The organism is Limnobacter sp. G6BE5S, assembly GCF_058448965.1.
This window is the reverse complement of the sequence record NZ_JBZFLM010000001.1, coordinates 392,922-418,024: the sequence shown is the minus strand read 5'-3', so window position 1 is coordinate 418,024 and position 25,103 is coordinate 392,922. Positions and strand designations below refer to the sequence as shown.

Below are 25,103 nucleotides of genomic sequence, written 5' to 3'. Positions count from 1 at the left end.
CGGTGTTATTTCGAGGTGGGCATCGCGAATTCTGCGCCTTTCTCGATGCTGTCCGGCCAGCGCTGCATGATGGATTTCTGGCGGGTGTAGAAGCGCACGCCTTCTTCACCGTAAGCATGCATGTCGCCAAACAGGCTGGCCTTCCAGCCACCAAAACCGTGCCACGCCATGGGCACCGGAATGGGCACGTTAATGCCAACCATACCAACCTGCACTTGGCGGCCAAATTCACGGGCCACGTTGCCGTCGCGGGTGTAGCAACTGACGCCATTGCCGTATTGGTGGCTGTTGATCAACTCCAGGCCTTCGGCAAAGTTGCCCACACGCACGCAGCCAAGTACCGGGCCAAAAATTTCTTCCAGGTAAATGCGCATGTCGGGCTTTACGTTGTCGAACAGGGTGCCGCCGGTGTAAAAGCCGTTTTCGAAGCCTGCGGGTTTTTGTCCGCGACCATCGACGACCAGTGTGGCGCCTTCATCCACGCCAATCTGCACGTAGTCTTCAATGCGCTTGAGCGCCTCCGAGGTCACGATTGGCCCCATTTCGGCGGACAAGTCCATGCCATCAGTCACTTTCAGGGTTTTCAGGCGGGCCGCCAACTTGGGGATCAGCCTGTCGCCCACGTCGCCCACCATGACCGCCACGGAAATGGCCATGCAGCGCTCGCCTGCGCTGCCGTAGGCGGCACCGATCAGTGCGTCGGTCACTTGGTCCAGGTCCGCATCGGGCATTACGAGCAGGTGGTTTTTTGCGCCGCCCAAGGCTTGCACGCGCTTGCCGTTGCGTGCACCAGTTTCATAAATGAATTTCGCAATTGGAGTAGAACCCACAAAGCTGAGTGCAGCCACGTCGGGGTGGTTCAGCAGGGTTTCAACGGCCAGTTTGTCGCCGTGTACCACGTTGAACACGCCATCGGGCAGGCCGGCTTCTTTGAACAGCCTGGCCATGAAGTTGGCGGCGCTGGGGTCGCGTTCGCTGGGCTTGAGAATGAAGGTGTTGCCGCAGGCAATCGCCACGGGAAACATCCAGCAAGGCACCATGCAGGGGAAGTTGAATGGCGTAATGCCTGCCACCACGCCCACGGGTTGGCGCAGGGTCCAGTTGTCGATGTTCGTAGAAACTTGCTCGGTGTAGTCGCCCTTCAACAGCTGTGGAATGCCGCAAGCAAATTCAATGATGTCGATGCCGCGGCTGACTTCGCCTTGCGCATCGGTGAACACCTTGCCGTGTTCAGCCGTAATGATGGCGGCCAATTCGTCCCGGTGCTGATTCATCAGGGCCAAAAATTTGTTGATGATTCGCACGCGCTGCAGCGGCGGCTTGTTGGCCCAGGCGGGCAGTGCGGCTTTGGCAGCTTCCACAGCCTGGTTCACGGTGACCACATCGGCCAGCTCAACCTGGCGGGCCACTGCGCCCAGCGACGGGTTGAACACATTGGCGGTTTTGGAGCCAGCCTTGCTTACGGTGGTGCCATTGATGAAGTGGGCGACAGTTTGATCGTTGTTGTAGGGTTGCATGTGTCTGGGCCTGCTGGTTTGCTTCTGAAGCTGACTATTGTCGCGCAAGGCGGGGCTGGGTTGAATCGGTGCTTACACCAAGCTTTTGATTTTTTAGGCAATGCCCGCAAATTACTGCAGTCGTGTCAGTAAATCCCTGATTTTTAATCCAATTGTTGCTATTGGCAGTACCAATAGCATAAGGCTCGCCACCAAGGCAGGCCCAGAATTAAAGCAGAGGAGACAGCGGTGATTAAAGGCTTGAAGAACAGGGCCGCGTTGCGGCGTGGTCAATTGTGGGTTGCAGCCAGTGCTGCGGTGCTGGTGTTGGCGGGCTGCCTGGGCAGCAGTGACAACGCGGTTACGGGATCGGACACCCGCACCAACCCGAATGAAAACCCCAACCTGAAATACGATGTCAGCATTACCCGAACCACCTACGGTGTGCCGCACATTCGCGCCAAGGATTACGGCAGTTTGGGTTATGGCCAGGGTTATGCTTTTGCGCAAGACAACCTGTGCGTGTTCCTTGAAGATTTGCTGACTATTCGCGGTGAACGTTCACGCTTTTTTGGCCCGGATGGCACGTACACGATTGAACCCAATGGATCGACAGCCAACAACGTGGCCAGTGACTTTTTCTGGAAAAGCCTGTTTGCTTTTGAGGAGGAGGGCGCCGATGGTGTAACCCGCAATGCCTGGCAGCGCACACGCGACAAGACCATTCCCGATTTTCAGAATGTGGTGGCTGGCTATGCCGACGGTGTGAACCGATACATTGCGGAACTGAAGGCCGGTGAACATGAGTATGAGCAGGCCGATGGCAGCAAATTGCCCGCACATGCCGCCTGTTCCGATGCCGAATGGCTGGCCCCAATTACGGCTGACGACATGTACCGCCGATTTGTGCGCCTGGCCGTGTTGGCCAGCAGTTCGGTGTTTGTAAGCGAAATTGGCAATGCCCAACCCCCCGCTACATTGCCCGTGGCCAGTGCAAGCCCTCAAAAGCTGGGCCGCAGTGCCGCCCAGCAGGTGGCTTTGCTGAAGGCCAATCCCAACCCCTTCACGGCGATGCAGAACAAAGACCACTTTGGCAGCAATATGTACGCCTTTGGCAAGGATGCAACTGCGAACGGCCAATCGTTGGTCTACGGCAACCCGCACTTTCCGTGGAAGGGTACTGAGCGCCTTTACCTGAGCCACAACATTCTGGAAGCAAATGGCGAAAAAACCATGGATATCATGGGTGTGGGCCTTTACGGCGTGCCTGCGGTGTTGATTGGTTTTAATGAACATGTGGCCTGGAGCCACACGGTGTCAACCGCCTTTCGATTTACGCTGTACCAGTTGCAAATCAACCCGGTCAACCCCACCCAGTACCTGTACGAGGGCGAAATGCGCGACTTGATCGCATTGCCCACCGAAATTGAAGTGAAGCAACCCGATGGCAGCATTACCACCATGCAACGCACCATGTACCGGAGCCACTATGGCCCCATGCTGGTACTGGAGGCCAGTGGTGTGCCTGTATTGGGTTGGAACCAGTTGATGGCCTTTACCCTGCGCGATGCCAATCTTGAAAATGATCGCCTGATTAATCAGTTTGCCAAGTGGAACCTGGCCAAGTCGCTGGAGGAATTCATTGACTTGCATGCCAGCGAACTGGGTGTGCCTTGGGTGAATACTGTGGCCAGTGGGCCAGGCAAGCCTGCGTACTATGGCGATGTCACCGTGGTGCCGCATGTGACTGATGAAAAAGTTGCGGATTGTGCCGCCGAGCCATTCAACTCTGTGGTGGGTCAGCTGTCGCCCGGTTTGCCTGTGTTGGACGGATCCCGCGAAGCCTGCGAGTGGGGCAGCGACCCTGATGCACCTGCGCCTGGTATTTTTGGCGCGGGCAACCTGCCCACACTACAGCGCGACGATTATGTAACCAACTGCAATGACAGCCATTGGCTCAGTAACCCACGCCAGCCACTGACCGGTTTCAATCGCATTATTGGCGATGAAAATGCAGAACGCACTTTGCGCACCCGCTTGTGTACCCTGCAAGCTGAACGCCGCTTGGGCGGTGCCGATGGCCTGCCAGGCAATCGCTTTACGCAAGACAATCTAAAAGAAATTGCATTGGGCAGCGAGATTTACTCAGCCACTTTGGCCAAGCAATCGGTGGTGGATGCGTTGTGCCAGGTGCCGGTGTTGCTGAGTACCGGTTTGATGCCAGTGCAAACTGCCGATGCCTGTGCCGCGTTGGGTGCCTGGGATGGCAGGGCCAACCTGGACAGCAAAGGCGCGCACCTGTGGCGTGAATTCTGGCGCCGTGCCATTGCAAACCCCGGGGGCCTGCCCGTGGGTGCACCGCAACTGCATTTGCCTTTTGATGTGCCAGTGCCTTTGTCATTGCCGACCAATTTGTGGACCAATGGGTTCAACGCTGCAAATCCGTTGAATACACCGAACACCTTGAATCTTGCCAATCCCTTCACTTCTGCCGCATTGGCGGATGCCATTCTGGCGGTGCAGGCGGCGGGTTTCGCGCTGGACGAACCATTGGGCAATATTCAGAAATCAGGCGTGCAAGCGAGTGCCACGCCAATTTTCGGCGGCACAAGCCCGGAAGGTGCATTCACTATTGTGAGCACCGAACCCGGTCGCCTGAATTCAGAAGGCTACAAGGTGACTTTCGGCAACAGCTACATTCAGGCGGTAACCTGGGATGACAAAGGCAAGCCACAAGCCGATGCCATGTTGACTTATTCACTGTCGACTGACCCGGCCAACCCGCATTTTGATGATTACACCAAGGCGTATTCCGAGAAAAACTGGGCACGGTTGCCTTATACCAACGCGCAGATTCAAGCCGCTAAGGTTGGTGAAACCAAAGTGCTACGCCAGCAAAGGGCGTCAAACTGAGCATGCCATAAGTGTTAAATTGGCAACAATTGTAAAGTAACCGAATAAGGGGCTAAAACCGCCCTTTATTCGTGCATGCGGCTTGTCCTTCGCACTCGGCGCACCCACTCAAAACGAAATGCACAAAGAGTTGATAATTTGTTTCACAGAAACATCGACGAGGTGCAATTTCTGATCGTTCAACCGATACACCTGCATGAATACGTTGTACGTGGCGTACGCGGTGCCGTGGCATTATCTCCCCCTTGTCATATCTTGATCGTAGATGATATGCCCTGAACTTGAAGGTTTTGGGCATTATTCTGGAGCATGACCGCTCACATCACTTAAGCAAGCCAATTGATGTAGACAGGATACGCCAGAGAATTTTTGAGTTAACTTGAAATACACACCTATAACTGTCGGTAGATACAAATGAATAACGTGACCGAGTACCTGCCGCATGGCTTTTGCATTGCATGGAATCCGCAACTGCTGGCCATGCATGTTATTTCAGACCTGCTGATTGCAATCGCCTACTTTTCGATCCCGATCGGTATCGTCTATGTGGCCAAGCGCCGACCCGATGCGGTGTTACAACCCGTTTATTATTTGTTTGCGGCATTCATTCTTGCCTGCGGCGTAACGCATGTCATGGGTATTCTTACCCTGTGGGTTCCGCTGTATTACACCCAAGGCATTACAAAAATGGTCACTGCCCTGGTGTCAATTGCCACGGCAATTTACCTGCTACCCAAATTGAAGCACATCATGGCTTTGCCCGATCTGGCCAAACTGACCCAGATCAATTCTTCCTTGGCGCAAGAAATTGAATCGAGACGACAGTCTCAAGAACTCGCGCTTCAGGCCCAAAAAACGCAAGCGGCCTTTCTGGCCAATATGAGCCATGAAATTCGAACCCCGATGAATGGGGTATTGGGCACAATCGATCTGTTGCTCGACACGGAATTGAAACCTGAACAACACCAACTTGCTGCGGCTTCCAAGCGCAGTGCTGCTTCATTGCTTGGCTTGCTCAACGACATTCTCGACATTTCAAAAGTGGAAAGCGGACAGATGACTTTGCGCAACAACCCGCTTGAACTGGCAGAGGTGTTTACCGATGTTGAAGCGGCATTGACCTTTGAAGCACAAAGCAAAAACATCGAATTACACTGCCCTGCCGAGGCTGTGCCTGATGTCACTTATCTGGGCGACTCCGTGCGACTGCGGCAAATTTTGCTGAACCTGGTGGGCAATGCCATCAAGTTTACCGATGTGGGCCATGTGAAAGTGACCTGTCGGGAAGTGTCCCGAACCGGGCAACAGGCTGTGCTCGAATTCACCGTGAAAGACACCGGTGTGGGTATTGCTCCCGAGCATCAAAAGAACCTGTTCAAACGTTTTACACAGGTAGACAACTCCAGCACAAGGCGCGCGCAAGGCAGCGGCCTTGGCTTGGCCATTGTGAAAGAACTGGTGGAGCTTATGGGGGGGCAGGTGCACATGCAAAGCAAGCCGAATCAGGGAACCGAGGTGGTATTCACTTTGAAGCTGGCAGTGCAATTACCGATTGATTCTGGCGCAGTGGAACCCGCCGCTGGGCAGATTTTTGCGGCACCCGCCGTTGCGAAATTTCGCGGAATAATACTGGTGGTTGAAGACGCTGCCATGAATCAAATGGTGGTGTGCAAAGTGCTGGAACGCCTGGGCCTGGAGTCCAAAATTGCCAACAACGGGCAAGAGGCGCTTGACCTGCTTGCGAAAGAATCATTCGACCTGGTGCTGATGGATGGACAAATGCCGGTGATGGACGGTTACGAAGCCACTAAGCTTATTCGAAGCGGTACAGTGCCCGGCATTAACAAAAACATACCCGTGGTGGCGCTGACCGCCCATGCTATGGTTGGAGAGGACCAGAAGTGTCTGGATGCCGGCATGAACGACTACCTGAGCAAACCACTTGAACGCGACAAGTTGATTAAGGTGCTAGGCAAATACCTGAAGCAGGTTTAACTGTTTCAGGTGGGTTGAACGCATTGGCGAAGCGCCAAAATTTGGCGGGCAATGTCAGCCAGTTCGTCAACCGCTTGCTGACAGTTCACCAAGTCGTTTTGTTTGGCAGATTCTTCAAGCCGTTTGACTTGTGGCGAGAACCTTAGCAGCCCCAGGTTTTGAGCAACACCCTTGAAGTAATGTGCCTTGGTGGCCAGGTTGGCGAAATCGCCTTGCTCGACTTGCGCCTGAAGGTTTGCGCGCTCGGCTGTGAACTCGGCCAAAAACATGTCGAGAATTTCCAGCAGCAGATCGTGATCATCACACATGCGATCCAGCGTGGTTTCCAGATCGATTTCAGATGACAAGCTGCTCAGGTTCATTGGCAAGAATTAATGTGTGAGATTACCGATAAGTTTACTTTAAATTATTCATTCGCTCGTCATGTTCTTTGCGCAGCGTTTTGCGCAATTCTGCGTTGGCATGGCGCTTTTTGTCTTTGTCTGTTCGGGGTTCCAGCTGGGGTACTTTGCCGGGCGTGCCATCGGCATTCATGGCCACCATGGTGAAAAAGCAGCTGTTGGTGTGGGTGGCAATGCCCTTGTGAATGTCTTCGGAAACCACCTTGATGCCCACCTCCATCGAGGTGTTGCCGGTGTAATTCACACTGGCTAAAAAAGTAACCAGTTCGCCCACGCGAATGGGCTGTCGAAACAGCACCCGGTCAACCGACAACGTGACCACATACATGCCTGCATAACGGCTTGCACAGGCGTAAGCCACCTGGTCGAGCAATTTCAGAATATGCCCCCCATGCACTTTGCCGCTGAAGTTGGCCATGTCGGGGGTCATCAGCACGGTCATGCTGAGTTGGTGGTTGGGAAAGGGCATGGTGGTGCGCGCGCAGGAGTGGTCGAAGAAAACAGTGTAGCGCGCTTGCAGGCGCGGTGACACGTCTACAATGAGCCTTGGATTCATTTGCGGAGAATGCTTTGGCTGCAGAGCTGACCAAGTACGCCATTTGGCTGCTAAGCCCCCTGGGCCTGTGGATTGCCCTGTCGATGCTGGGCATGTTGCTGCCCAGCCCCTGGCGGATGCGTGCGGTGGTTTTGGCCCAATTGCAGTTGCTGGCGTTCAGCTTGCCCTGGGTTGGCGAAGCCCTGCTGGGCCCGCTGGAAGATGAAGCCTTGGTGATGGAAGCCAACCGACCCCTGCCCGCACAAGTGGACGCCATTGTGGTGCTGGGCGGCGGGTTGGAGGGCCGGTACGACGGTGTGCGCGCATTGCCCGATTTGAACGATGCAGGCGACCGGGTGTGGCAAGGCGCACGGCTGTACAAGCAGGGCGTGGCCCCACGCCTGGTGCTAAGTGGCGGGCAGTTTGCTGCAGACCCGCGTAAAGAAGCCGAAGCCCCCGGCATGAAAATGTTCATGTTCGACATGGGTGTGCCAGAAAACGCCATGTTGCTTGAAGGCAGTTCGCGCACCACATTCGAGAATGCGCTGCGCACCCGCGAATTGCTGGGCGAAGGCGCGCGCAATATTGCACTGGTCACCTCGGCCTTTCACATGGGCCGCGCAGTGTTGTGGTTTGAAAAGGCAGGTTTCACCGTGTACCCGGTGCGCACCGACATTCGTGTGTTGAACGAAGCGCGTCCCTTCTGGGAGTGGTTGCCCAAACCGCAAGCCCTGGATGAAAGTACTATTGCGATTAAAGAGCACCTGGGCCGTTTGCAGTTGAAGGCCAGTGGTGCGTATGAATCGGGGGGCAGCCAGTGAAAGTGTTCAAGCACATGCTTGTTGTGTTAACGGGGTTCATGCTTGCGGGTGCGGTACAGGCGGGCCCGGTGCTTGAATCGATCAAGAAACGCGATACCGTGCGCTGTGGGGTCAGCAGTGGTGTAGCCGGTTTTTCTGCCTTGGGCAGTGACGGGCAGTGGCGCGGGCTGGACGTGGCTGTGTGCCGTGCCGTGGCCGCAGCCGTGTTGGGCGACGCACAGAAAGTGCAGTTCACGCCGCTTAGTTCGCAACAGCGTTTTGCGGCTTTGCAGGCTGGGCAAATCGACATACTTTCACGCAACACCACCTGGACATTAAGCCGCGATGCCGGTTTGAATGCGCACTTTGCAGCGATCACTTATTACGACGGGCAAGGCATTTTGATGCACAAACGCTTTGGCGTGAAAAGCGCCAAAGAATTGAAGGGCGCGGAAATTTGTGTGCAGTCGGGCACCACCAACGAGAAAAACCTGAGCACCTACCTGGGCACACAAGGCATCACGGCCAAGGCCATTGTGTATGACAACTTCGAGGCCGCTTACAAAGCTTTTTTCAGTGGACGTTGCCAGGCATTTTCAACCGATGTGTCGGCACTGATTGGTTTGAAAAGCAGCCAGAGCGGCAAGCCCGATGACTACGTGGTGCTGCCTGAAGTGTTTTCCAAAGAACCACTGGGTCCTGCCGTACTGCGCGGTGACGATGAATTTTTCGCCATCGTGAAATGGGTGGTGTTTGCCATGATCGAAGCCGAAGAACTGGGCGTGGGAAAAGCCAATATTGAACAAGCGTTGAACAGCAATAACCCGGCCGTGCAGCGCTTGCTGGGCGGTGCGGAAAATCTGGGAAAGCCCTTGGGTTTGCCGCGCGATTGGGTGCTTAAAATTGTGCAGCAAGTGGGCAATTATGGTGAGGTGTTCGAGACCAATTTGGGCAAGCAATCGCCTTTGAAACTGGAGCGTGGTTTGAACGCGCTGTGGACTGAAGGTGGGTTGATGTATGCCCCGCCTTTGCGTTGAAGGTGCGAACCGGTGAACTTTGAATTCCTTACGGACCCCGCCGGTTTTGGCCTGAGCGAAGGCTGGCTGCAAGTGGCTTTCAGTTCACCCTACTGGCAAATACTGTTGGCGGGTTTGCTCAACACGTTGAAGGTCGGCTTGCCTGCCCTTGTGCTGAGCACTTTCTTGGGCCTGTTCATTGGCCTGGGGCAATTGGCCCAACATCCGCTATTGAAAGGTCTGTGCAGGGGCTATATCAATCTGTTTCGCAATGTGCCTTTGTTGCTTCAACTGTTGGCCATTTACTTTGCCATTACCCAGTTTTTGCCCATTGCCAGCCAGGCCTGGTCTTGGGGCGACTCGGTGTTCTTAAGCAAAAGTGGTTTGGCTTTTCCCGCATTTTCCGAGGCACCTGTGCGCGGGCGTTTTTCGATCGAGGGCGGCTGGGTACTAAGCCCGGAATATTTGGCCGTGCTGCTGGCACTGGTGGTGTACACCGCTGCCTTTGTTGCCGAGATAGTGCGTGCCGGTGTGCAGGCCGTGAAACCTGGCATGCGGCAAGGTGCTTTGGCTTTGGGCCTGAACACCGCCCAAACCACTCGCTACGTGGTGTTGCCTTTGGCCTTGCGCGTGGTGGTGCCGTCATTGTCCAACCAGTATTTGAACCTGCTGAAAAATGCATCGCTGGGTGTGGCTGTGGGCTATCCGGAATTGGTGTCCGTGGCCAACACTGCAATTAACCAAAGTGGCAAGGCTGTGGAGTGCGTGCTCATTATTCTGGTCACTTACGCCCTGCTGAGCGCTGTCGCTGCGGGTTTAATGAATGTGCTTAACACACGTGTGAATCGGGGGGCCTTGTGAACCCTGCCGTGTTGTTCAATCGTTTTTTGTGGGTGGCCCTGCCATTGCTGTTGTTGCCGCTGGCCTGGGCGCTGGTCGACTGGGCCTTGCTTGGCGCAGTGTTTCGCCCTGATTTGCAAGCTTGCCAACAAGCTGCGGGGCAAGGTGCCTGCTGGGGCGTGGTGGCAGAAAAATGGCGGCTTATTTTGTTTGGCCGTTACCCGATAGAAGAACAATGGCGCGCAGCCACGGTGCTGGTGCTGTGGTCGGTCTTGTTGTTTGCAACCGCCGCCCGAATTTTCAAGCCCAACACAGCGTTCACCTTGTGGGCATTCGCAGTGCCCGGCAGTGCGGTGTTGCTTTATGGTGGCTTTGCCACAATGCCCACGGTGCCCACCAACTTGTGGGGTGGCCTGCCACTTACCTTGATATTAAGCACGGTGGGGTTTGGCTTGGCATTTCCGCTGGCGCTTTTGCTGGCCTTGGGGCGGCAATCTGCATTTGCACCCTTGCGCAGGTTTTGCATTGCTTACATTGAGGTGTTGCGTGCCTTGCCGCTGGTCACCGTGCTGTTTCTTGCCGCGTTTGTTTTGCCCTTGTGGCTGCCGGGCGAGGGCCTTGATTTGTTCACGCGGGTGCTGCTTACCATCGCCCTGTTCAGTGCCGCATATTTGGCTGAAGTGTTGCGCGGTGGTTTGCAGGCCGTGCCAGCTGCTCAGGGGCAGGCCGCCAAAGCATTGGGCCTGAATGTGATTCAGCGCAATGTGCATGTGGTGTTGCCGCAGGCCATACGCGCATGCCTGCCCAGCCTCACCAACAGCTTCGTGACCTTGTTCAAAGAATGTTCGCTGGTCACCATTGTGGCCTTGTTTGAGCTGACTGGTTCGCTAAGCCTTGCCCTGGCGGGCGATGTGCAATGGCGCAGCTTTTATCTGGAAGGTTATTTGTTCATCGGCTTGGTGTACTGGGCCTATTGCTTTGGTCTGTCGAAAACGGTCAAATAGAAAACAGGATTGCTCTCGTTAGAATTGAATTTCTAGCGCAAAAAATACATTCAGTGTACATTTGTACACTAATAAATCAATCCACACTCGAATTCCGATTCGGAGACACTGCATGAGCAAGAAAGAAGATCCCAGCACCGGCGAGAAACTGGAAGGCACCCTGATGTTTGTGGGTGACACCATTGCGCAAGCCACCACCCGGGTGCATGAATTCCACCGCGCCATCAGCGACATGCCATTCAAAGCTGTGGGTGCGGCCACGCTCAATGCCAGCAAGCCGGTGGAATCGGTTCACAATGAAATTACCGATCTGGTGTATGGCGCAGTGCGCGAAGCGGGCAAAGGCGTGTTTTCCGGTGCGGCCTGGGTCGTGCGGCAAGCCAACCAAAGTTTGGCATCGCCACAAATTATCGACCAGGCCATGGGTGGCGAGTTGATGGACGATGTCGACCACTTGCCAGTGCCTGTTGCACCCAACGCAAAAACCGACAAGCGTGTTTCTGCCATTTCAAGCGCAATCAATGGTGTGTTTGGCGACCACTTGGCAGCCACACGCAACCCCATGCAAGTGCACATGAATTTGTACGCCAACGGGCAGGCCTTGCAGGCCGATCAGGCCGCTTTGCTGGCCCAGTTTCCCGATGCACATAGTCACTTGGTCATTTTTGTGCATGGCCTGTGCTGCAATGAAGACAGCTGGCAGATGTACTACAACCCCAGCGAACCTGCCACTCGCCCTTATGGCGACAAGCTGCAAGACGATTTCCCGGTCACCTCGCTTTACTTGCGTTACAACACGGGCCGCAACATTGATTCCAATGCCCGCCAGTTCAAACGCATGTTGAACAAGCTGGTGCGCAATTGGCCCGTGGCGGTGGAAGGAATTACTTTGGTGGGCCACAGCATGGGCGGCCTGATCAGCCGCTCGGTGGTCGAAGCACTGACCGACGACGACATTATTTTGAAACGTGCCATTCGCGACGTGGTGTGCCTGGGTTCACCCCATGCCGGTGCGCCACTGGCCCGCCTTGCTGCTGCAGGCGAGCAATTGTTTGGCAAGTTTGAATTGGCCCGCCCCATTGGCCGGGTTCTGGGTGTGCGCTCACGCGGCATTCGCGATTTGGACTACGGCATGGGCGCGCTGCAAACGCGCGACGGGCAAGAAGTGATGTTTCACTTGGTGGGCTCCACCATTGGCGATCACACTTCGTCCTGGCTCAACACCACAGTGGGCGACGGTTTGGTGACACCCGATTCCGCTCTGGCGGATGACACCGGCAAAGCACAACGGGTGACCTTTGCGCAAAAACATCACATGATTTTGCTCAACGATCCTGACGTGTTTCTTGAATTGAAAATGGTGCTGCGCCAGCACCTGCGCCCGCGCTTAGGGTGAAACCTGGCGGCGCGATTAAAAATTGTAGGTCGAGGTTTTGCTTTCCTGCAAAAACACGCGTTGTGTGGTCAGCAGGTAGTTCACCAGCAGGTCGGCATACGTGCGCTTGAACTTCGATTCACGCATGCCCGTCTCCACCAGGTTCAGGCCGTAGTATTTCAGGGCCAGGTGGGCTTGCTGGCATTCTTTGGTCCAGCAATCCAGTGGCTCAAGAATTTGATTCACCGCGTCTTGAAAACCCGTGGTGAAGTTCAGGAAGTCTGCCTCATTCATGTCTTCAACCAATTCCAGCGCATTGTGCTCGGCATGCATGTGCTGTGCATGGGCACCATTGCGTGGTCGGGTTTGAAACACATTGAGAAACTGAAACAGCAGGGGTTCGGGCAAATGCGAACTGGGCACCCCGTACAACAACTGCACACGGCTTAAGTCGATTTGCAACTGCATGGCGAACAGGCCGCTGATGTTGCGAGAACTCAAGGCCCAGCAGGCACCCAGCGTTTCAAAAAACACCTCGCGCTCGAAGGAGTATTTTTTGTAAGGGCTGCTGTGCAGCACTTGGTAGGGTGCTCGAATGGTCATGCTGTATCCAATGCCTTGCCGTTCATCGTTTATGTATTGTCGTCGGCAAATTACGGATATGGCATCGCATAGGTGAGGGTTCACCGTTTACGGGGAGGTTCACCATTTCAGGGGGTAGGTTTCCCCTAGGTGGGGGTGGTGTTCTCGAGTAGTTCGGAATACTTCTTCACCAACGCGGGCCACACAGTTCGAATTTGGTCCAGCACTTCTTGGGCGTCGGTGGTTTGGTTGTTCAAGCCCTGCTCAAATTCTCTGAACACATGGTGTAAGGCTTTCTCGCCCAGCAAGGCGAGCAGGCTGACCATGGAATGTATTTCACGCACAAAGGCCACTTCGTCCATTTGGTCCAGGTGGCCACGCAACTTGGCGGGCAGGTCGGCACAATGTTGAATGAACAAATTGGGCAAGGCGGGTGTTGCAGGCAATACTTCCGGGGCTGACGGGCTGGTGTGCAGTAAATCAGCCAGCGTGAGGTACAGCACGCCGGCTTCCACGGGTTTGGCGATAAAGTCGTCCATGCCCAATTCAAGGCAACGGGTGCGTACTTCAGAAAAGGCGTGCCCGGTCAGGCCGACCAGCGGGGTGTCCATCCAGCGGGTTTGGTCGCGCAACCATTCTGTGAACTCATAGCCATCCATCACCGGCATTTCAAGGTCGGTAATGATGACGTCAAAGTGGGGTGCGTCATCGGGGTCGAGCAACTCAACACCCTCTTGCCCATGCTCGCACAAGGTGACCTGCATGCCAGCGGCCTTCAGGTATGAACTCACCAGTTCCTGGTTCACTGGGTGGTCTTCCAGCACCAACACCTTTTTGCCTTGCAGGGTTTCGGGATATTCCCGCACAGCGTTGGGCTTTTCTACACGCTGAAAATCGGTCCTGGGTGCCGCGCAGATGTCTTGCATCAACACAGGGTGGGCCAGGTGCACCAATTGTTTGGTCAACTCAGTGGGCAGCAGTTGCAACAAGGTGCTGTCGGCTGACAGCAGGTCGCGATCAATGGCCACCAATCGCAAGGTCGGGTTGCTTAAGTACGCCAGCAGCTCGGCAGGCAGGGGGGCGCCAGGGTCGAGCAAATCCGACTGCAGCAGTACCCAGTCGCAGGTGTTGTCGTTCAAATGTTGTATGCATTGGCCCAGTGTGCTCACCAACACCGCTTCCATGCCGCTGGCATGGAGCACCGACATTACGCAGTCGGCCACCGGGCCGGGTTGGTGCAACAGCACGCCGCTTTGGTAACCCAGCGGCAGGGGTTCCACCAAAATATCGCTGTCGTACATCACCGGCACCGAGAACCAAAAGCAGCTGCCCACACCCGGTGTACTTCCCACTGAAATTTCGCCGCCCATGCGAATCACCAATTCACGGGCAATGCTCAAGCCCAAGCCCGTGCCGCCATACACACGGCTTATGCTGGAGTCGCCTTGCGCAAACTTTTCAAAAATGCGTTCCACTTGCGACTTGCTCAAACCCGAGCCGGTGTCGTGCACTTCAATTCGCAAATCAAGCCCCGTGTCCGAGCGGGTTTGCAACCTTGAATACACACGAATTGAGCCGCTTTCCGTGAACTTCACGGCATTGCTCAGCAGGTTGCTCAGCACTTGCCGCAGCCTGGAAGGGTCGCCCACCAGGCGTTGGCCCAACTGGTTGGAGTAACCCGGTGCAACTTCGTTTAACAACAGCAGTTTGCGACTGGCCGCCTGGCTTTGCACGGCGAGAAATGAATTGGCCAGCACTTCATCGAGCGTGAACGGGATGTGCTCGAACTCCACCATGCCAGCCTCGGCCTTGGAGTAATCCAGAATGTCGTTGAGCAAGCCCAGCAGTGATTTCGCTGCGTCTTGCACCTTCAGCAGGTAGTTGCGTTCCTGCTCTGGCAAATCGGATTTCAAGGTGAGTGCGGTCATGCCCAAAATGGCATTCATGGGCGTTCTGATTTCATGGCTCATATTGGCCAACAACATGCCGCGAGCTTCCACCTGGGCCTCGGCGCGTTCCCGCCCCATTTTCGCTTCCAGCGCAATCAACTCGGCAGACCGTGCGGCCTCGCCTTGCTCCAGTTCGCGTTTGAATGAACCAATCATCAAGGCAAAGCCTTTGACCAGGTTGCTCATCTCGGTCACAAAGCGTGGTTCAGGCAAGGTTACGCTGTAATTGCCCTGTGCAATTTGCTTGCTGACTTTGTTCAGGTCGCGCAGCGGGGCCACTACAAATCGTTGCAGCACTGCAAGGCCCAGCAGCGCCATTAACGTGACCAGCAAACCAAGATACAGGTCGAAATTTGCAGTGGCCTTGATGTTGTCGGCTTGTGCGGCAATCACGGTTTGAAAGCCCAGTTCCACGGCGCGAATTCGGCCTTGAATTTCAGCGCGAATGGCATTGCTCATGCCCAGGTATTCTTCGGAGAACAACATTTGAATGGCCAGGTCGTCGCGCACCGGGGCTTCCGACACATACTTGCTCGCTTCGGGGTCGTAAAGCCCTTGTGTCAAGGCAAATACAATTTGCTCGCGTTCGCGCAGCTTGCGGCTCAACGCCAAAATAGTGATCACCGAGGCTTTCACATCGTCGCTCAGGTTGGGCGCTTCATTTTGTGGGGCGAGCAGGCGGCTTTCCAGTGTTTCGCCTTTTGCCAGGATCAGGGGCACTGCCTGGGTGTTGCCTGCAATCAGTTTGCTCCAGTACACATTGTCGACAGGTCGGGCGTACTTGCGTGCACCAGCATGTGCATCCAGCAGCTCGTAGTAATTCACCAGGTGTTGACTGTTTTTGCTGACCACAAAGGCGGCCACCAACGTTTGCAGTGCATCGAATTCCGATTGCAGCAGGCTCAATTCATTGATGGCATTGAGGCGGGCAGTCAGCAGCGCTGTTTGCGAGGTTTGCAATTGGTCGGCGCGCTCGCTCATCCACACATTGGAGGCAAGGCCAAGCAAAGTAGCAAACAACACAAAACGAAACAGGGCCGCCAGCTTCATCAAGCAAACAAGGCAAGTGTGGACAAGCCCCTATTCTTACCGGAAAAGCTTAGTGCGTGTGTAGTGATTGCAAAATCAGCCAAAACGCCGCAACAATCATGACCGCTGCAAAGCTTCGGCGCAAGGCTTTTTCAGGCAGGTAGTGGGCAATGGCCACCCCGGCAGATACCGTGAACAGGCCACCAAAGGCCAGCGGCAAACCCAGTTCCCAGTTCACGCGGTGGGCGTTGGCGTAGGTGGTCAACGCCATCACTGAGCTTGGTGCCACCAGCGCCAGCGACAAAGCCTGTGCCGTGGTTTGGGTGTGCTTGAACACGGTGGTCAGCATGGGCGTGGCCACCAAGCCACCCCCCATGCCCAGCAACCCCATGCTGGTGCCGCCCAGTACGCCCACAATGGGCATGGTGGCTGTGCGGGGTTGGTCAGAGCTATTTGAATTTGCGCTGGGGTTTTTCCGCAGCAACAACATGCGCAGGCCCACTGCCAAAATGAACAGGTTGAATATCCAGTGCAGCAGGTCTTGATCCAGGCGCACAGCCAGTTTGGCGGTTAGCCAGGTGGTCACTGTGGCGGTAATGCCAATGGCAGCCACGGCCAGCCAGGGCAGTTTGTGGTGCTGGTTGTAACGCCACCAGCCAATCAGCAAATTCGGCACCATCAGCACCAGTGCGGTGCCTTGTGCCAGGGCCTGGTCCATGCCAAACCCGATAATAAAAAGGGGGACAGCGATAATGCCGCCCCCGATACCAAACAGTCCACCAAAGAAACCCAAGGCAGCGCCCAACGACAAAACAAGGAGCAAATCAGGAAGAGCGAGCCAAGACATGGGGTGTGGTGTGCTGGTGATGTGGAAGCGCCCAGTGTATTCATTATAAAAATATCTACAATGATTCAACATTTAAAATATTATTAACAAATACGCACGAATCAATGTGAGAGTTCTTTTTGAAGCAATTGTCCGATCTTGCCTTTTTCAGCGAATTGCTGCGCCATGAAAGTCTGGCCAGTGCCGCCATGGCCTTTGATGTCACACCGCCTGCCGTTAGCCGTCGCCTGGCTGCATTGGAAAAGCGGCTGGGTGTGCGCCTGCTGCACCGAAGCACGCGACGCATTGGTTTAAGTGCCGAGGGCGAACGCTATTTGTTGGAAGGGAGCAATATTCTTCGTCAAATTGACGTGCTGGAAGCCACCCTGCGTGCCGGGCAAGACACCCCGCGTGGCCTGCTGCGGGTGAATGCCAGTTTGGGTTTTGGCCGCAAACACGTGGCCAATGTGGTGTCGGCTTACCATGCTGAATTTCCGGCCGTGGAAGTGATACTGGAATTGACCGACCACCCCATTGATTTGATCGAGGGTGGCTTTGATTTGTCGGTGCGCTTTGGGGAGCCGCCCGACCAACGATTGATTGCCCAGAAGCTGGCCAGCAACCGGCGCATATTGTGCGCCGCGCCTTCGTATTTGGCGGTGGCCGCTGGCGAGTTGAAGACGCCTGCCGACCTGACCCGCCACGATTGCCTCGTGATTCGGCAAGAGAACCACACCTTCAACAACTGGCAGTTGCGCAGCGGCAAGCAGGAAACCACCGTGAAAGTGCACGGGCCAGTGAGTTCGAACGACGGCGATGTGTCTGTGCAATGGGCCCTGCAAGGCAAGGGCGTGTTGTTGCGTTCTGAATGGGACATTCAGCAAGAACTAAAAACAGGCGCGCTGGTGCGCGTGTTGACCGACTGGGCGGGCGCGCCGGCCGACATATTTGCCGTGTGCCCCTATGCCAACCCCATGCCCGCCAAAACCCGTGAATTCATTCGGGTAACCCGCGAGGTGCTGGCCAGCAAGGCGGGATTTATTGTTTAGTTATTTGTTCACCGCCACACCCAATTCCATCGGCACGGTTTTTTCATCGCTTGCTTTGGTTTCCTTGGGTGCATCGGTTTTTACACGTTCGGCTGGCACGCCAGCAGCAGCAAGCCCGGTGCTTACCACTTGTTGGCGCTGTGTGGCCAGGGCTTGCAATTGCGCGGTGCTTACGTCTTCCGAGTCTTGCAGTTTTTGAGCAAGCACTGCATAAAAGTTTTTGTCTTTCAGTGTGTTCACTTCAGAATCGCTTAACTCGCGCGTGTCTTTAAACAAGTTGGTAATTTGCCCCAGCGCTTTGCCAGCAAGGCCTTGTTCAAGCTTGCCCGGGTTGGCTGTTCTGAAGCCTGTTTTCAGCGAGGCCAGTTCACCGCCGCTGAACCGTTTCTCAAACAGGGCTTCCAGTGCTTCTTGAGTGGTTTCACTGTTCAAAGCCAAGGGGCCTGGGTTGTCACCGGCTTGCAATTTCTCGCCAGCTTGTGTGGCCACCGCACGGCGCATTTGCAAATTTTGAATGGCTGTTTTGTCGGCAGGTGCCCATGTGCCTTGTACGGTTAGCGCCAGGTTCGGGCGGGTGGTTAATGCTTCGCCCAGTTTTTTCAGGCCTTCACGTTGTGAGGGGCTTAGCGTGTTGGCACCCGCGGTGAATTCAATCTTGCCCAGTTCATCGGCATCGCTACCGCCAAACAAGGCGCCCAGCGCGCGAAAAGGGGCGGTCACAATTTTGGTGAGCACATTGCCAAGGGCCTTCCACACAATGGCCCCGTAGCTGAATTGCGGGTCGTTCAAATCGCCGGTAATCGGCAAGCCCAGATCAATGCGGCCGTTGCTGTCTTCCAGAATGGCAATGGCCAACTCCAAAGGCAGGTCTCGGCCTTGCGGGCTTTGTACGCGCTCACCCAGTTTCAGCTTGTCCACAATCACTTGGTTGGTGCTGTTCAACTTCTGGTTTTCAATTTGGTAATTCAGGTTCAGCGACAACTTGCCCGATTCAATTTTGCGGTTTGCAAACGTGCCGGAATACGCGGTCAGGTTGCTCATTTCGACGTTGCTGAATTTCACCGCAATGTCCATGTAAGCGGTGGGATCAAGCAGGTTGACTGTGCCTTGCGCATCGGCCTCGCCGAATTCGTCTACTGCACCTTTCAGCGCAAGTTCGCCGCGTGTGCCGGGCTTGTTCGACAAACCATTGACCACACCTTCCAGGCTGTGAATGCGTGTGCCAAACGGAATGAACAGCGATTCATCTGCAAAGTCCAACTCGCTGTCGGCAATCGCAAAGCGATCAATGTTCACTGCAAACGCAGGGGGCGAGTTGTCGGAGGGTTTTGCGGGTGCAGTTGTTTGTTCCGCTGCAGTTTTCGGTTCTTCCTTGTTCACCAAAATACGGCTGATGTTGGTCGATTTGTCTTTCGCAATCAGCAGTGCAGTGTCCAGCCCTTCAAGTGTTAACCGTTGAATGTTCAAGCCTTGGGCATTCACGCGCAGGCCGGGTGTAAACAGTTTTTTGAATTCCAGAAACGAGATTTTCGTGCCGGTTTCATTCAGGCGCAAACTTGCCACGGTGAGGCTGCCCACATAGCCTTGTTCCTTGGCGTTGTAGGTGGCTTTGCCTTTGGTGTAAATGGCACCGTTTGCAAGGTCCAGTTTTGCAAACTGACCGATGAAAGGCTGCGCGGGTTTCAGCGCCAGCGCATTGACTTCCACATTCATTTGCGTGGCGGCGGTGCTGGGGTTGATTGTGCCGTTCACTGCAATGCTGCCGCCACTGGCCACATTCAGGCTGGCTTTCAGGGGCAGGTTTTTCGAAAGGTCTTGCGTAAGGCCGCTTGTTGAAACCGCAATGTTGTTCAGGCCGATGTTCAGCGCAGGTTTCACGCTTTGGTCTTCAAAGGCTGTGTTAATGCCTGAAATAGCAATGGTGTCGACTGCGTAGGTCCAGGGCTTGGATTCCGATTCCTCGGCAGTTTCGTTGTCTGCCTCAGCTTGTTTTGCCGCTGGCTTGGCTGGGGGAATCCAGTCGTTAATCGCCGCCATCAAATCAAGCTCGCCCTTGGCGTTGCGCTTCACATTCACTTGTCCGCCCTGCACAGTGGCGCTGTTTACCTGTGCATGCTGCTCATTCAAGTCCACCGCAATGGGGCCCACTTCAATGGTGTTCAGCCCAATGGCTTTGGCCTTGTTGCCGTGGTTCAGTTGCAAGCCTGCCAGCACAATGCCAGCCAACTCGGCCTTGTTGGTTTGCAAATCAAAGCTTGCGTTGTTGATGTTCAGCTTGCCGAATTGGGCTGCTGCGGCCGCGCCTTGTGGCTTGGCAGCAATGTTGAATTCGCGCACTTCTGCATTGATGTTGTTGATCAATACCTTGGGTGGAATTTCCTCGCTGGCGTCTTTCAGGTTTACATCAAAATTCAAAGCCAGGTCGGCACTGCCAGCCGGTGGGGCTGTGGGCAGCAAGGGGGCCAGCAACGGTTCCAGCTTCGCAATGTTCAAGCCGGTGAGTGAAAACTCGCCCACCGCAGAAGGGTCGGCCAACTGAATTTGCGCGCGCAGCTTCAACTCCGCATCCAGGCCCGTGACAGCATTCAGCACAAAGTCGCCATCGTTTTCTGAACGGGTGGCCAGGTCGCGCAACTCCAGGTTCAGCGGGGCAAATGTGGTTTTCAACCCATCGGGTTTGCGGCGGTCCTCGAAATTGACAGCGGCATCGGAAATCAGCAGGTGGCTGAGCAGAAAGGCCGGTGGTTCGGTGTTTTCTTCTTCCTCGGGCTCGTCAGTTTTAAAGGCATCCAGCAGGGCGGTGAAGTTGTTCTTGCCCTCGGGCAGCAGGGCCACATTCAGGTTCAGGTTTTTCAGGTCGATTTGATCCAGCGCAATTAGCCCGGTGAACAGGTCGGTGCCCGACACATCGACAAACAAATGCTCGAATGACACTAACTGCTCGCCCTCTGGCGTGGCCAGGTTCAGCTTCGGGATTCGCACGGTCAGCTTGAAGGGGTTGATCTCGGGCAGGCCCATGTTCAACGCATGGCCCGAACGCTCAAGCACCTGTTTTTCAGCTTGCCAGTGCACCAGGCGCGGCAGGCCTGCCCAAGCAAACAGGTAGAAGAAAACAATGACAAAAAGCGGAATCAGCACCGCTTTGGAGCGAAGAATAGTGGCGATTTTCATTTTTAAAGGTAATACGGTGGATATATGGCCTCAGTATCCTAGATACTGGCGCTGGTGTACACTAACGCCTTCTCGCGCGGCTGTAGCTCAGTGGATAGAGTATTGGCCTCCGAAGCCAAGGGTCGTGGGTTCGATCCCCGCCAGCCGCGCCATTCTGTTTTTCCTTGTGAAGTTTCGCTGACGTCTCGCAACCAAATGTTGAATTGTTTGCCAATCACTTGATTCAACAGGCCCATATCGCTTAAACTTCGGGGGAAGTGGATTGGGGGTTCCCGGTCGGCGTTATTGCCTCGGTGCGTTTCACCGGGGCTTTTCGCTTTTTTGGGGCGGGTAAATTTTCAGACCCCAATTTTCATAGCCTTTCCCAACGTTTCGTCTTCCGCCCGAACAGTAAAACTTTTCTTTTAAAACATCAAAAGCGGTGTTGGGTTGATCTGGCCGCAGGACGTTGAGCCCTACTGGACGAGCCACTAAATCCGCCAGTTGAAGGCCAGGGGAGTCAACTTTCTTATCTGCGAAAACAATTTCAAACGGGAGATCAATTCCCAGACGATTTGTGCCGTCGCACATCCTTCGAAATTCGAGCTCCAGTTCATCGTCTTCTCTTTTGCCTCGGCATTCAAAAACGACATGGGTAAGTAGCTCGTTCTGATGTTTCTCTTGCAGGAATTCATATAGCGTTTCAAGGCAGAAACCTAGCGCCAAATGATAGGGATTTTCATTTTGATCGGGAAGACCCTTTAGCCTCGCTTTATTGATCACACAACTAACCAAGATGAAGTTATGCGTGTGAATGAGTTGACTCAACTCGGCTAAAAACATGGTTTTCTGCTGCCTGCTTTTGAAGCTGAAAGCTCCCTTTTCTTTTCGGATATCGTGTTCGTGAAGCACCACTAAATCGTGACCAAAATGTTTAAACTTGAATTGATGTAGTGCAGAAACGACTTGGTCTGAGTAGTGTCTTTTGTGAAAGATGCAAAAGGCGAGCACAAAAACCGGATAATTTGGATCGAGGTTTTGCATGCCGTGATCCCCGCTTTCATCGACGTACACTATGTAATCGCTGAACACTCTGTTTGAGTTTTCGTTTGTCTTCACACCAACATTTATCATAGCGGTTGCCCAAAAAGCCAAGTTCGTTAGATTTGAATCGTATCGAATGCGTATTTTATGCTGGACTTGGAAAGCTCGCCAGCCGCGCCACTACCTACATCTAGCGATTCAAATCCCCGCTTTTTGACACAGCTTCCGCCACGGGCTTGAATGGCAGGCTGTTCAATTCCCTGCTTCGCCCATGTTCAATTCCAGCTTCGGCAAATTGTCGCTAACCCAACCAGCTTTCTACATACCCCTGCCGCAACATTCACTGGTCGATGTGATTACTCACAGCTACGGTATATTGCCAGGGCAAGAGCCGGTTTTTTCAGTGCTGCTGGATTATTTGCTGGCACTGAACCCCACCGTGAAAAACCCGCGTATGGCATTGGGCAGCCAGGCCCCGCGCACGCTTGATTTTATTTCACACGACCCGCATGTGCTGCTGTGTATGAATCCCGAGGTGGTGAAGGCCCGGATTCGCCAAGTGGTGAATGGGGGCGGCGAGTTTGCCTTGATCGACACGGCACGCAACTTTGTACCCACCGACACAGCCGAGCGCGGTGTGTATGAGTTTTTGGCCCGGGCAAGCAACGACACTCAGCATGTCTCCGATTTTGCAGGCTTGGGCCTGGGCGTGCTGGGTTATTTAAGCGGCGTGCAAAATCGCGCTGTGATGGGCCGTTTGCAACAGCTGAATGCCGAGCGATTGGCTGGCCGGTTGAGCGTGCGCCAATACCAGTTGCGCCAGCAAGAGGTACTGAATAACTACCTTAAAAAGCTGGGCTGGATGGGCAGGCACATGCACGGCGGGCAGAACTCGTTCAACCTGCTTTACCAAAACAGGGCGGTGGGCGTGAACCCCTCGCCGGTGTTTGTAAAGCATGCGGAAAGAATGGCCAAGTTGAGCAAATTTGCGAAAGGGGGTGGGTTGTTATTGACGACGTTTGGAGCGATGGGGGCGTGTGGAAAGATTGCTTCGGCTGGCAGTGTTCAGAAGAAGAATGAGGTTCTGTGGGTGGATGGAACTGGCATTGTTTTCGGTGCTCTTGGAGGCTTTTATGCTGGTTTGGCTGTAGGGGCGTTCGTCGTAAGTGGTCCCGTGGGCTGGGGTGTTGCACTGGTCGCTTCCGCAATGGGCGGCTACTTTGCACAAGAGGCTGGGAAAGCTGGAGGAAAGGTTTTCTATGACCAATTTGGTAATCAAATGGATCTCGTTAGTGCCTCGGGGGTGGGTCAATTATGCCAATAGTCGATGTAATTGTCTGGGTCATGGGTTTCAGCATATTGATCATTCCAGTGTTACTCATTCTGAGTATGGTCCTTCTGACTTGGCTAACGCCGCGGTCTGTTATTGATCAATATGTGCGCCCACCTCATTTCAGCGAGTTTGAATCGGTTGCGTATCGATATTTTCCATCCAGCTGGATTCGGACTTTGTTGTTCTCAATAGCGATTTCAATACCTTGGTTTCGTAGGGTTCGAGGATTCGGTGACATGCACAAGCAAGTGCCATTCGGGTTCAACATTGCTTGCAGATTTTTCGTATATGGCGTGCTCGGTTATCTGCATTTATTTTGTATCACCATGGCGATACTTGCAATTGTCGCAAAGGTTGGTGGCAATGCTTAAGTGTAGGCGATGAAAATTACTTTCTCGCGCGCGCTGTGGCACTTGTAGCTGCAGTGGTTGCACTGCTTTTGATGCTTTCGTTTCCAATGGTTGGCTGGGTAGTCACTAGCGCAGTAGGAACTTTGCATAAAGTGACATTTGAGTAAGTTTGCGACAGGGGGCAGCTTTGCAGGTGATTGACTTTTTTCTTCATTTTTTTGCCCTTAGATTGGTGATCATTCCGAGGGTGTTGCCATTGAGCTTAGTCCTGCTGACTTTTGGGAAGTCCTTCGAATAATTGGAGTTTGCCGACACCCCTCAAATGCAGGGTGATGTTTCGCCGCTTGTTGCTCAAAATTAGACTGATTGTGGTTTTCGGGTTTTGTTGATTAAGCAAGATATATGTCAAATTGATCGAATGGCTTATCTTTGAATTGTTGATGATTTAAATTCTGAAACTGTCATGAACGACTACACAGCTTTACTTCTCGGAGTTGTCTGCGCTGGCCTCGGTGGTGAGTTGTTCGTTCGCGGCTCAGTTGGATTGGCTCACTGGGCGCGAGTTTCTCCAGGCATCATCGGCGTCACCGTTGCCGCGTTAGCTACATCAAGCCCGGAGCTGTCGGTTTCGATTAGTTCCGCTTTGGTGGGAAAGCCTCAAATTGCTTTGGGCGACGCGCTTGGAAGTAACGTGGTGAACGTGGCTCTCATTCTTGGGCTGGCACTGATCATTTCCGGAATTCAAAGCCCTCGAGACAGCGTAAAGCGGGACTTCCCCGTGGCTTTGCTGATCCCTGTTTTTACAGCTGTTTTGTTTCTTGATGGTGAGCTTTCCCGAGTCGATGGGTTCTTGATGATCAGCATGTTCATTGCCTGGATCGTGGCGGCCGTTGTCGAAGCAAGAAAGCAACGAAGCGCAGCAGAGGACGTTCTTGGCGAACAACGTCGGTGGTTGGTTGTTGTTTCTTGCCTTGCCGGTTTTGTATTCTTGGTTGCAGCCGGGAATTTCATTGTTGCCGGGGCAAGGGGCATCGCGGTTGCTTTTGGTGTGGATGAGTTCATCATTGGTGCAACCATCGTGGCAATTGGCACGTCGGTGCCGGAACTTGCAACAACGGTTATGGCCAAGATTCGTGGTCATGATGAAGTTGGCTTGGGCACCATTCTGGGCAGCAATATCTTCAATGGCATTTTTATCGTCGCCGTTGCGGCCATGATTCATCCCATCATCGTTCCCTGGCACGAAGTGGCCATTGCCCTGGTGTTCGGCCTTGTGGCGGTGGCGTTCGTTTATCCTCCGCGCAACGGCTTCATTCAACGAAAGCGGGGTGTCTTCTTGCTGGGTGTGTATGTTGCGTATCTTGTTACCATTCTTCAGCAGTAAGAAGCATGATATTAACTTGGCCTGGTTTGCCA

At 54.2% G+C, this 25,103-nt stretch carries 18 protein-coding genes and 1 tRNA gene; 11 read left to right on the top strand and 8 right to left on the bottom strand.

Going from position 1 to position 25,103, the window contains the following annotated elements:
* Positions 1–5: 5 nt before the first annotated feature.
* Positions 6–1,517, bottom strand: a complete 1,512-nt coding sequence (locus ACVL1J_RS02045) for a CoA-acylating methylmalonate-semialdehyde dehydrogenase (protein ID WP_341237380.1) — start codon at positions 1,515–1,517, stop codon at positions 6–8.
* 228 nt (positions 1,518–1,745) lie between these two features.
* Here ACVL1J_RS02045 and ACVL1J_RS02040 point away from each other — a divergent pair, with 228 nt between their 5' ends.
* Both ACVL1J_RS02040 and ACVL1J_RS02035 read left to right on the top strand, forming a co-directional pair.
* Positions 1,746–4,409, top strand: coding sequence for a penicillin acylase family protein (locus tag ACVL1J_RS02040; protein WP_341237381.1), 2,664 nt, complete (start codon positions 1,746–1,748; stop codon positions 4,407–4,409).
* Between the two features lie 414 nt (positions 4,410–4,823).
* A complete protein-coding gene (locus tag ACVL1J_RS02035; RefSeq protein WP_341237382.1) occupies positions 4,824–6,404 on the top strand; it encodes an ATP-binding protein in 1,581 nt (526 codons plus the stop codon).
* 5 nt (positions 6,405–6,409) lie between these two features.
* Here the strand turns inward: ACVL1J_RS02035 and ACVL1J_RS02030 are convergent, their stop codons facing one another.
* Positions 6,410–6,766 carry an Hpt domain-containing protein gene (locus tag ACVL1J_RS02030; RefSeq protein ID WP_341237383.1) on the bottom strand — a complete coding sequence of 119 codons (357 nt, stop codon included), beginning with the start codon at positions 6,764–6,766 and terminating at the stop codon, positions 6,410–6,412.
* Positions 6,767–6,800: 34 nt separating this feature from the next.
* Positions 6,801–7,274, bottom strand: coding sequence for an acyl-CoA thioesterase (locus tag ACVL1J_RS02025; protein ID WP_341237392.1), 474 nt, complete (start codon positions 7,272–7,274; stop codon positions 6,801–6,803).
* A gap of 77 nt (positions 7,275–7,351) precedes the next feature.
* Here ACVL1J_RS02025 and ACVL1J_RS02020 point away from each other — a divergent pair, with 77 nt between their 5' ends.
* From ACVL1J_RS02020 to ACVL1J_RS02000, 5 genes are all read left to right on the top strand, one after another.
* Positions 7,352–8,161 carry a YdcF family protein gene (locus tag ACVL1J_RS02020; RefSeq protein ID WP_341237384.1) on the top strand — a complete coding sequence of 270 codons (810 nt, stop codon included), beginning with the start codon at positions 7,352–7,354 and terminating at the stop codon, positions 8,159–8,161.
* A 14-nt stretch (positions 8,162–8,175) separates the two neighbouring features.
* Complete coding sequence (locus ACVL1J_RS02015) at positions 8,176–9,177, top strand: amino acid ABC transporter substrate-binding protein (protein ID WP_341237385.1); 1,002 nt, start codon at positions 8,176–8,178, stop codon at positions 9,175–9,177.
* A 12-nt stretch (positions 9,178–9,189) separates the two neighbouring features.
* Positions 9,190–10,017, top strand: coding sequence for an ABC transporter permease subunit (locus ACVL1J_RS02010; RefSeq protein ID WP_341237386.1), 828 nt, complete (start codon positions 9,190–9,192; stop codon positions 10,015–10,017).
* Positions 10,014–11,000 carry an amino acid ABC transporter permease gene (locus tag ACVL1J_RS02005; protein ID WP_341237387.1) on the top strand — a complete coding sequence of 329 codons (987 nt, stop codon included), beginning with the start codon at positions 10,014–10,016 and terminating at the stop codon, positions 10,998–11,000. The genes ACVL1J_RS02010 and ACVL1J_RS02005 overlap by 4 nt, the downstream gene beginning before the upstream one ends.
* Positions 11,001–11,112: 112 nt before the next feature.
* The gene (locus ACVL1J_RS02000; protein ID WP_341237388.1) at positions 11,113–12,396 is read left to right on the top strand and encodes an esterase/lipase family protein; all 1,284 of its coding nucleotides are present in this window, start codon (positions 11,113–11,115) and stop codon (positions 12,394–12,396) included.
* 15 nt (positions 12,397–12,411) lie between these two features.
* Here ACVL1J_RS02000 and ACVL1J_RS01995 read toward each other — a convergent pair whose 3' ends face one another.
* The 3 genes from ACVL1J_RS01995 to ACVL1J_RS01985 all read right to left on the bottom strand — a co-directional run bounded on the left by ACVL1J_RS01995 (position 12,412) and on the right by ACVL1J_RS01985 (position 16,782).
* Positions 12,412–12,978, bottom strand: a complete 567-nt coding sequence (locus ACVL1J_RS01995; protein ID WP_159569464.1) for a hypothetical protein — start codon at positions 12,976–12,978, stop codon at positions 12,412–12,414.
* Between the two features lie 125 nt (positions 12,979–13,103).
* The gene (locus ACVL1J_RS01990) at positions 13,104–15,956 is read right to left on the bottom strand and encodes a hybrid sensor histidine kinase/response regulator (protein WP_341237389.1); all 2,853 of its coding nucleotides are present in this window, start codon (positions 15,954–15,956) and stop codon (positions 13,104–13,106) included.
* Between the two features lie 49 nt (positions 15,957–16,005).
* Positions 16,006–16,782 (bottom strand): sulfite exporter TauE/SafE family protein, encoded by a 777-nt coding sequence (locus tag ACVL1J_RS01985; protein ID WP_159569468.1) that lies wholly within the window; start codon positions 16,780–16,782, stop codon positions 16,006–16,008.
* 119 nt (positions 16,783–16,901) lie between these two features.
* Between ACVL1J_RS01985 and ACVL1J_RS01980 the strand changes: the two genes are divergently transcribed.
* Positions 16,902–17,810, top strand: a complete 909-nt coding sequence (locus tag ACVL1J_RS01980) for a LysR family transcriptional regulator (protein ID WP_341237390.1) — start codon at positions 16,902–16,904, stop codon at positions 17,808–17,810.
* Here the strand turns inward: ACVL1J_RS01980 and ACVL1J_RS01975 are convergent, their stop codons facing one another.
* Positions 17,811–20,981: a DUF748 domain-containing protein gene (locus ACVL1J_RS01975; RefSeq protein WP_341237391.1), complete on the bottom strand. Its 3,171-nt coding sequence runs from the start codon at positions 20,979–20,981 to the stop codon at positions 17,811–17,813.
* Positions 20,982–21,057: 76 nt separating this feature from the next.
* Here ACVL1J_RS01975 and ACVL1J_RS01970 point away from each other — a divergent pair.
* Positions 21,058–21,133 (top strand) — tRNA-Arg (locus tag ACVL1J_RS01970).
* A gap of 148 nt (positions 21,134–21,281) precedes the next feature.
* On the opposite strand, the gene ACVL1J_RS01965 is transcribed toward ACVL1J_RS01970, so the two are convergent.
* A complete protein-coding gene (locus tag ACVL1J_RS01965; RefSeq protein ID WP_474563456.1) occupies positions 21,282–22,034 on the bottom strand; it encodes a DUF3800 domain-containing protein in 753 nt (250 codons plus the stop codon).
* Between the two features lie 241 nt (positions 22,035–22,275).
* On the opposite strand from ACVL1J_RS01965, the gene ACVL1J_RS01960 reads away from it, so the two are divergent.
* Both ACVL1J_RS01960 and ACVL1J_RS01955 read left to right on the top strand, forming a co-directional pair.
* The gene (locus ACVL1J_RS01960; RefSeq protein ID WP_341236924.1) at positions 22,276–23,328 is read left to right on the top strand and encodes a hypothetical protein; all 1,053 of its coding nucleotides are present in this window, start codon (positions 22,276–22,278) and stop codon (positions 23,326–23,328) included.
* Between the two features lie 822 nt (positions 23,329–24,150).
* Positions 24,151–25,071 (top strand): calcium/sodium antiporter, encoded by a 921-nt coding sequence (locus ACVL1J_RS01955; protein WP_341236925.1) that lies wholly within the window; start codon positions 24,151–24,153, stop codon positions 25,069–25,071.
* Positions 25,072–25,103 lie beyond the last annotated feature (32 nt).

Excerpts from the sequence above, each read along its gene's own strand:
- ACVL1J_RS02045 (WP_341237380.1), bottom strand. The coding sequence starts at position 1,517 with ATGCAACCCTACAACAACGATCAAACTGTCGCCCACTTCATCAATGGC.
- ACVL1J_RS02035 (WP_341237382.1), top strand. The coding sequence starts at position 4,824 with ATGAATAACGTGACCGAGTACCTGCCGCATGGCTTTTGCATTGCATGG.
- ACVL1J_RS02030 (WP_341237383.1), bottom strand. The coding sequence starts at position 6,766 with ATGAACCTGAGCAGCTTGTCATCTGAAATCGATCTGGAAACCACGCTG.
- ACVL1J_RS02025 (WP_341237392.1), bottom strand. The coding sequence starts at position 7,274 with ATGCCCTTTCCCAACCACCAACTCAGCATGACCGTGCTGATGACCCCC.
- ACVL1J_RS02015 (WP_341237385.1), top strand. The coding sequence starts at position 8,176 with ATGCTTGTTGTGTTAACGGGGTTCATGCTTGCGGGTGCGGTACAGGCG.
- ACVL1J_RS02000 (WP_341237388.1), top strand. The coding sequence starts at position 11,113 with ATGAGCAAGAAAGAAGATCCCAGCACCGGCGAGAAACTGGAAGGCACC.
- ACVL1J_RS01995 (WP_159569464.1), bottom strand. The coding sequence starts at position 12,978 with ATGACCATTCGAGCACCCTACCAAGTGCTGCACAGCAGCCCTTACAAA.
- ACVL1J_RS01990 (WP_341237389.1), bottom strand. The coding sequence starts at position 15,956 with ATGAAGCTGGCGGCCCTGTTTCGTTTTGTGTTGTTTGCTACTTTGCTT.
- ACVL1J_RS01985 (WP_159569468.1), bottom strand. The coding sequence starts at position 16,782 with ATGTCTTGGCTCGCTCTTCCTGATTTGCTCCTTGTTTTGTCGTTGGGC.
- ACVL1J_RS01975 (WP_341237391.1), bottom strand. The coding sequence starts at position 20,981 with ATGAAAATCGCCACTATTCTTCGCTCCAAAGCGGTGCTGATTCCGCTT.
- ACVL1J_RS01960 (WP_341236924.1), top strand. The coding sequence starts at position 22,276 with ATGTTCAATTCCAGCTTCGGCAAATTGTCGCTAACCCAACCAGCTTTC.
- ACVL1J_RS01955 (WP_341236925.1), top strand. The coding sequence starts at position 24,151 with ATGAACGACTACACAGCTTTACTTCTCGGAGTTGTCTGCGCTGGCCTC.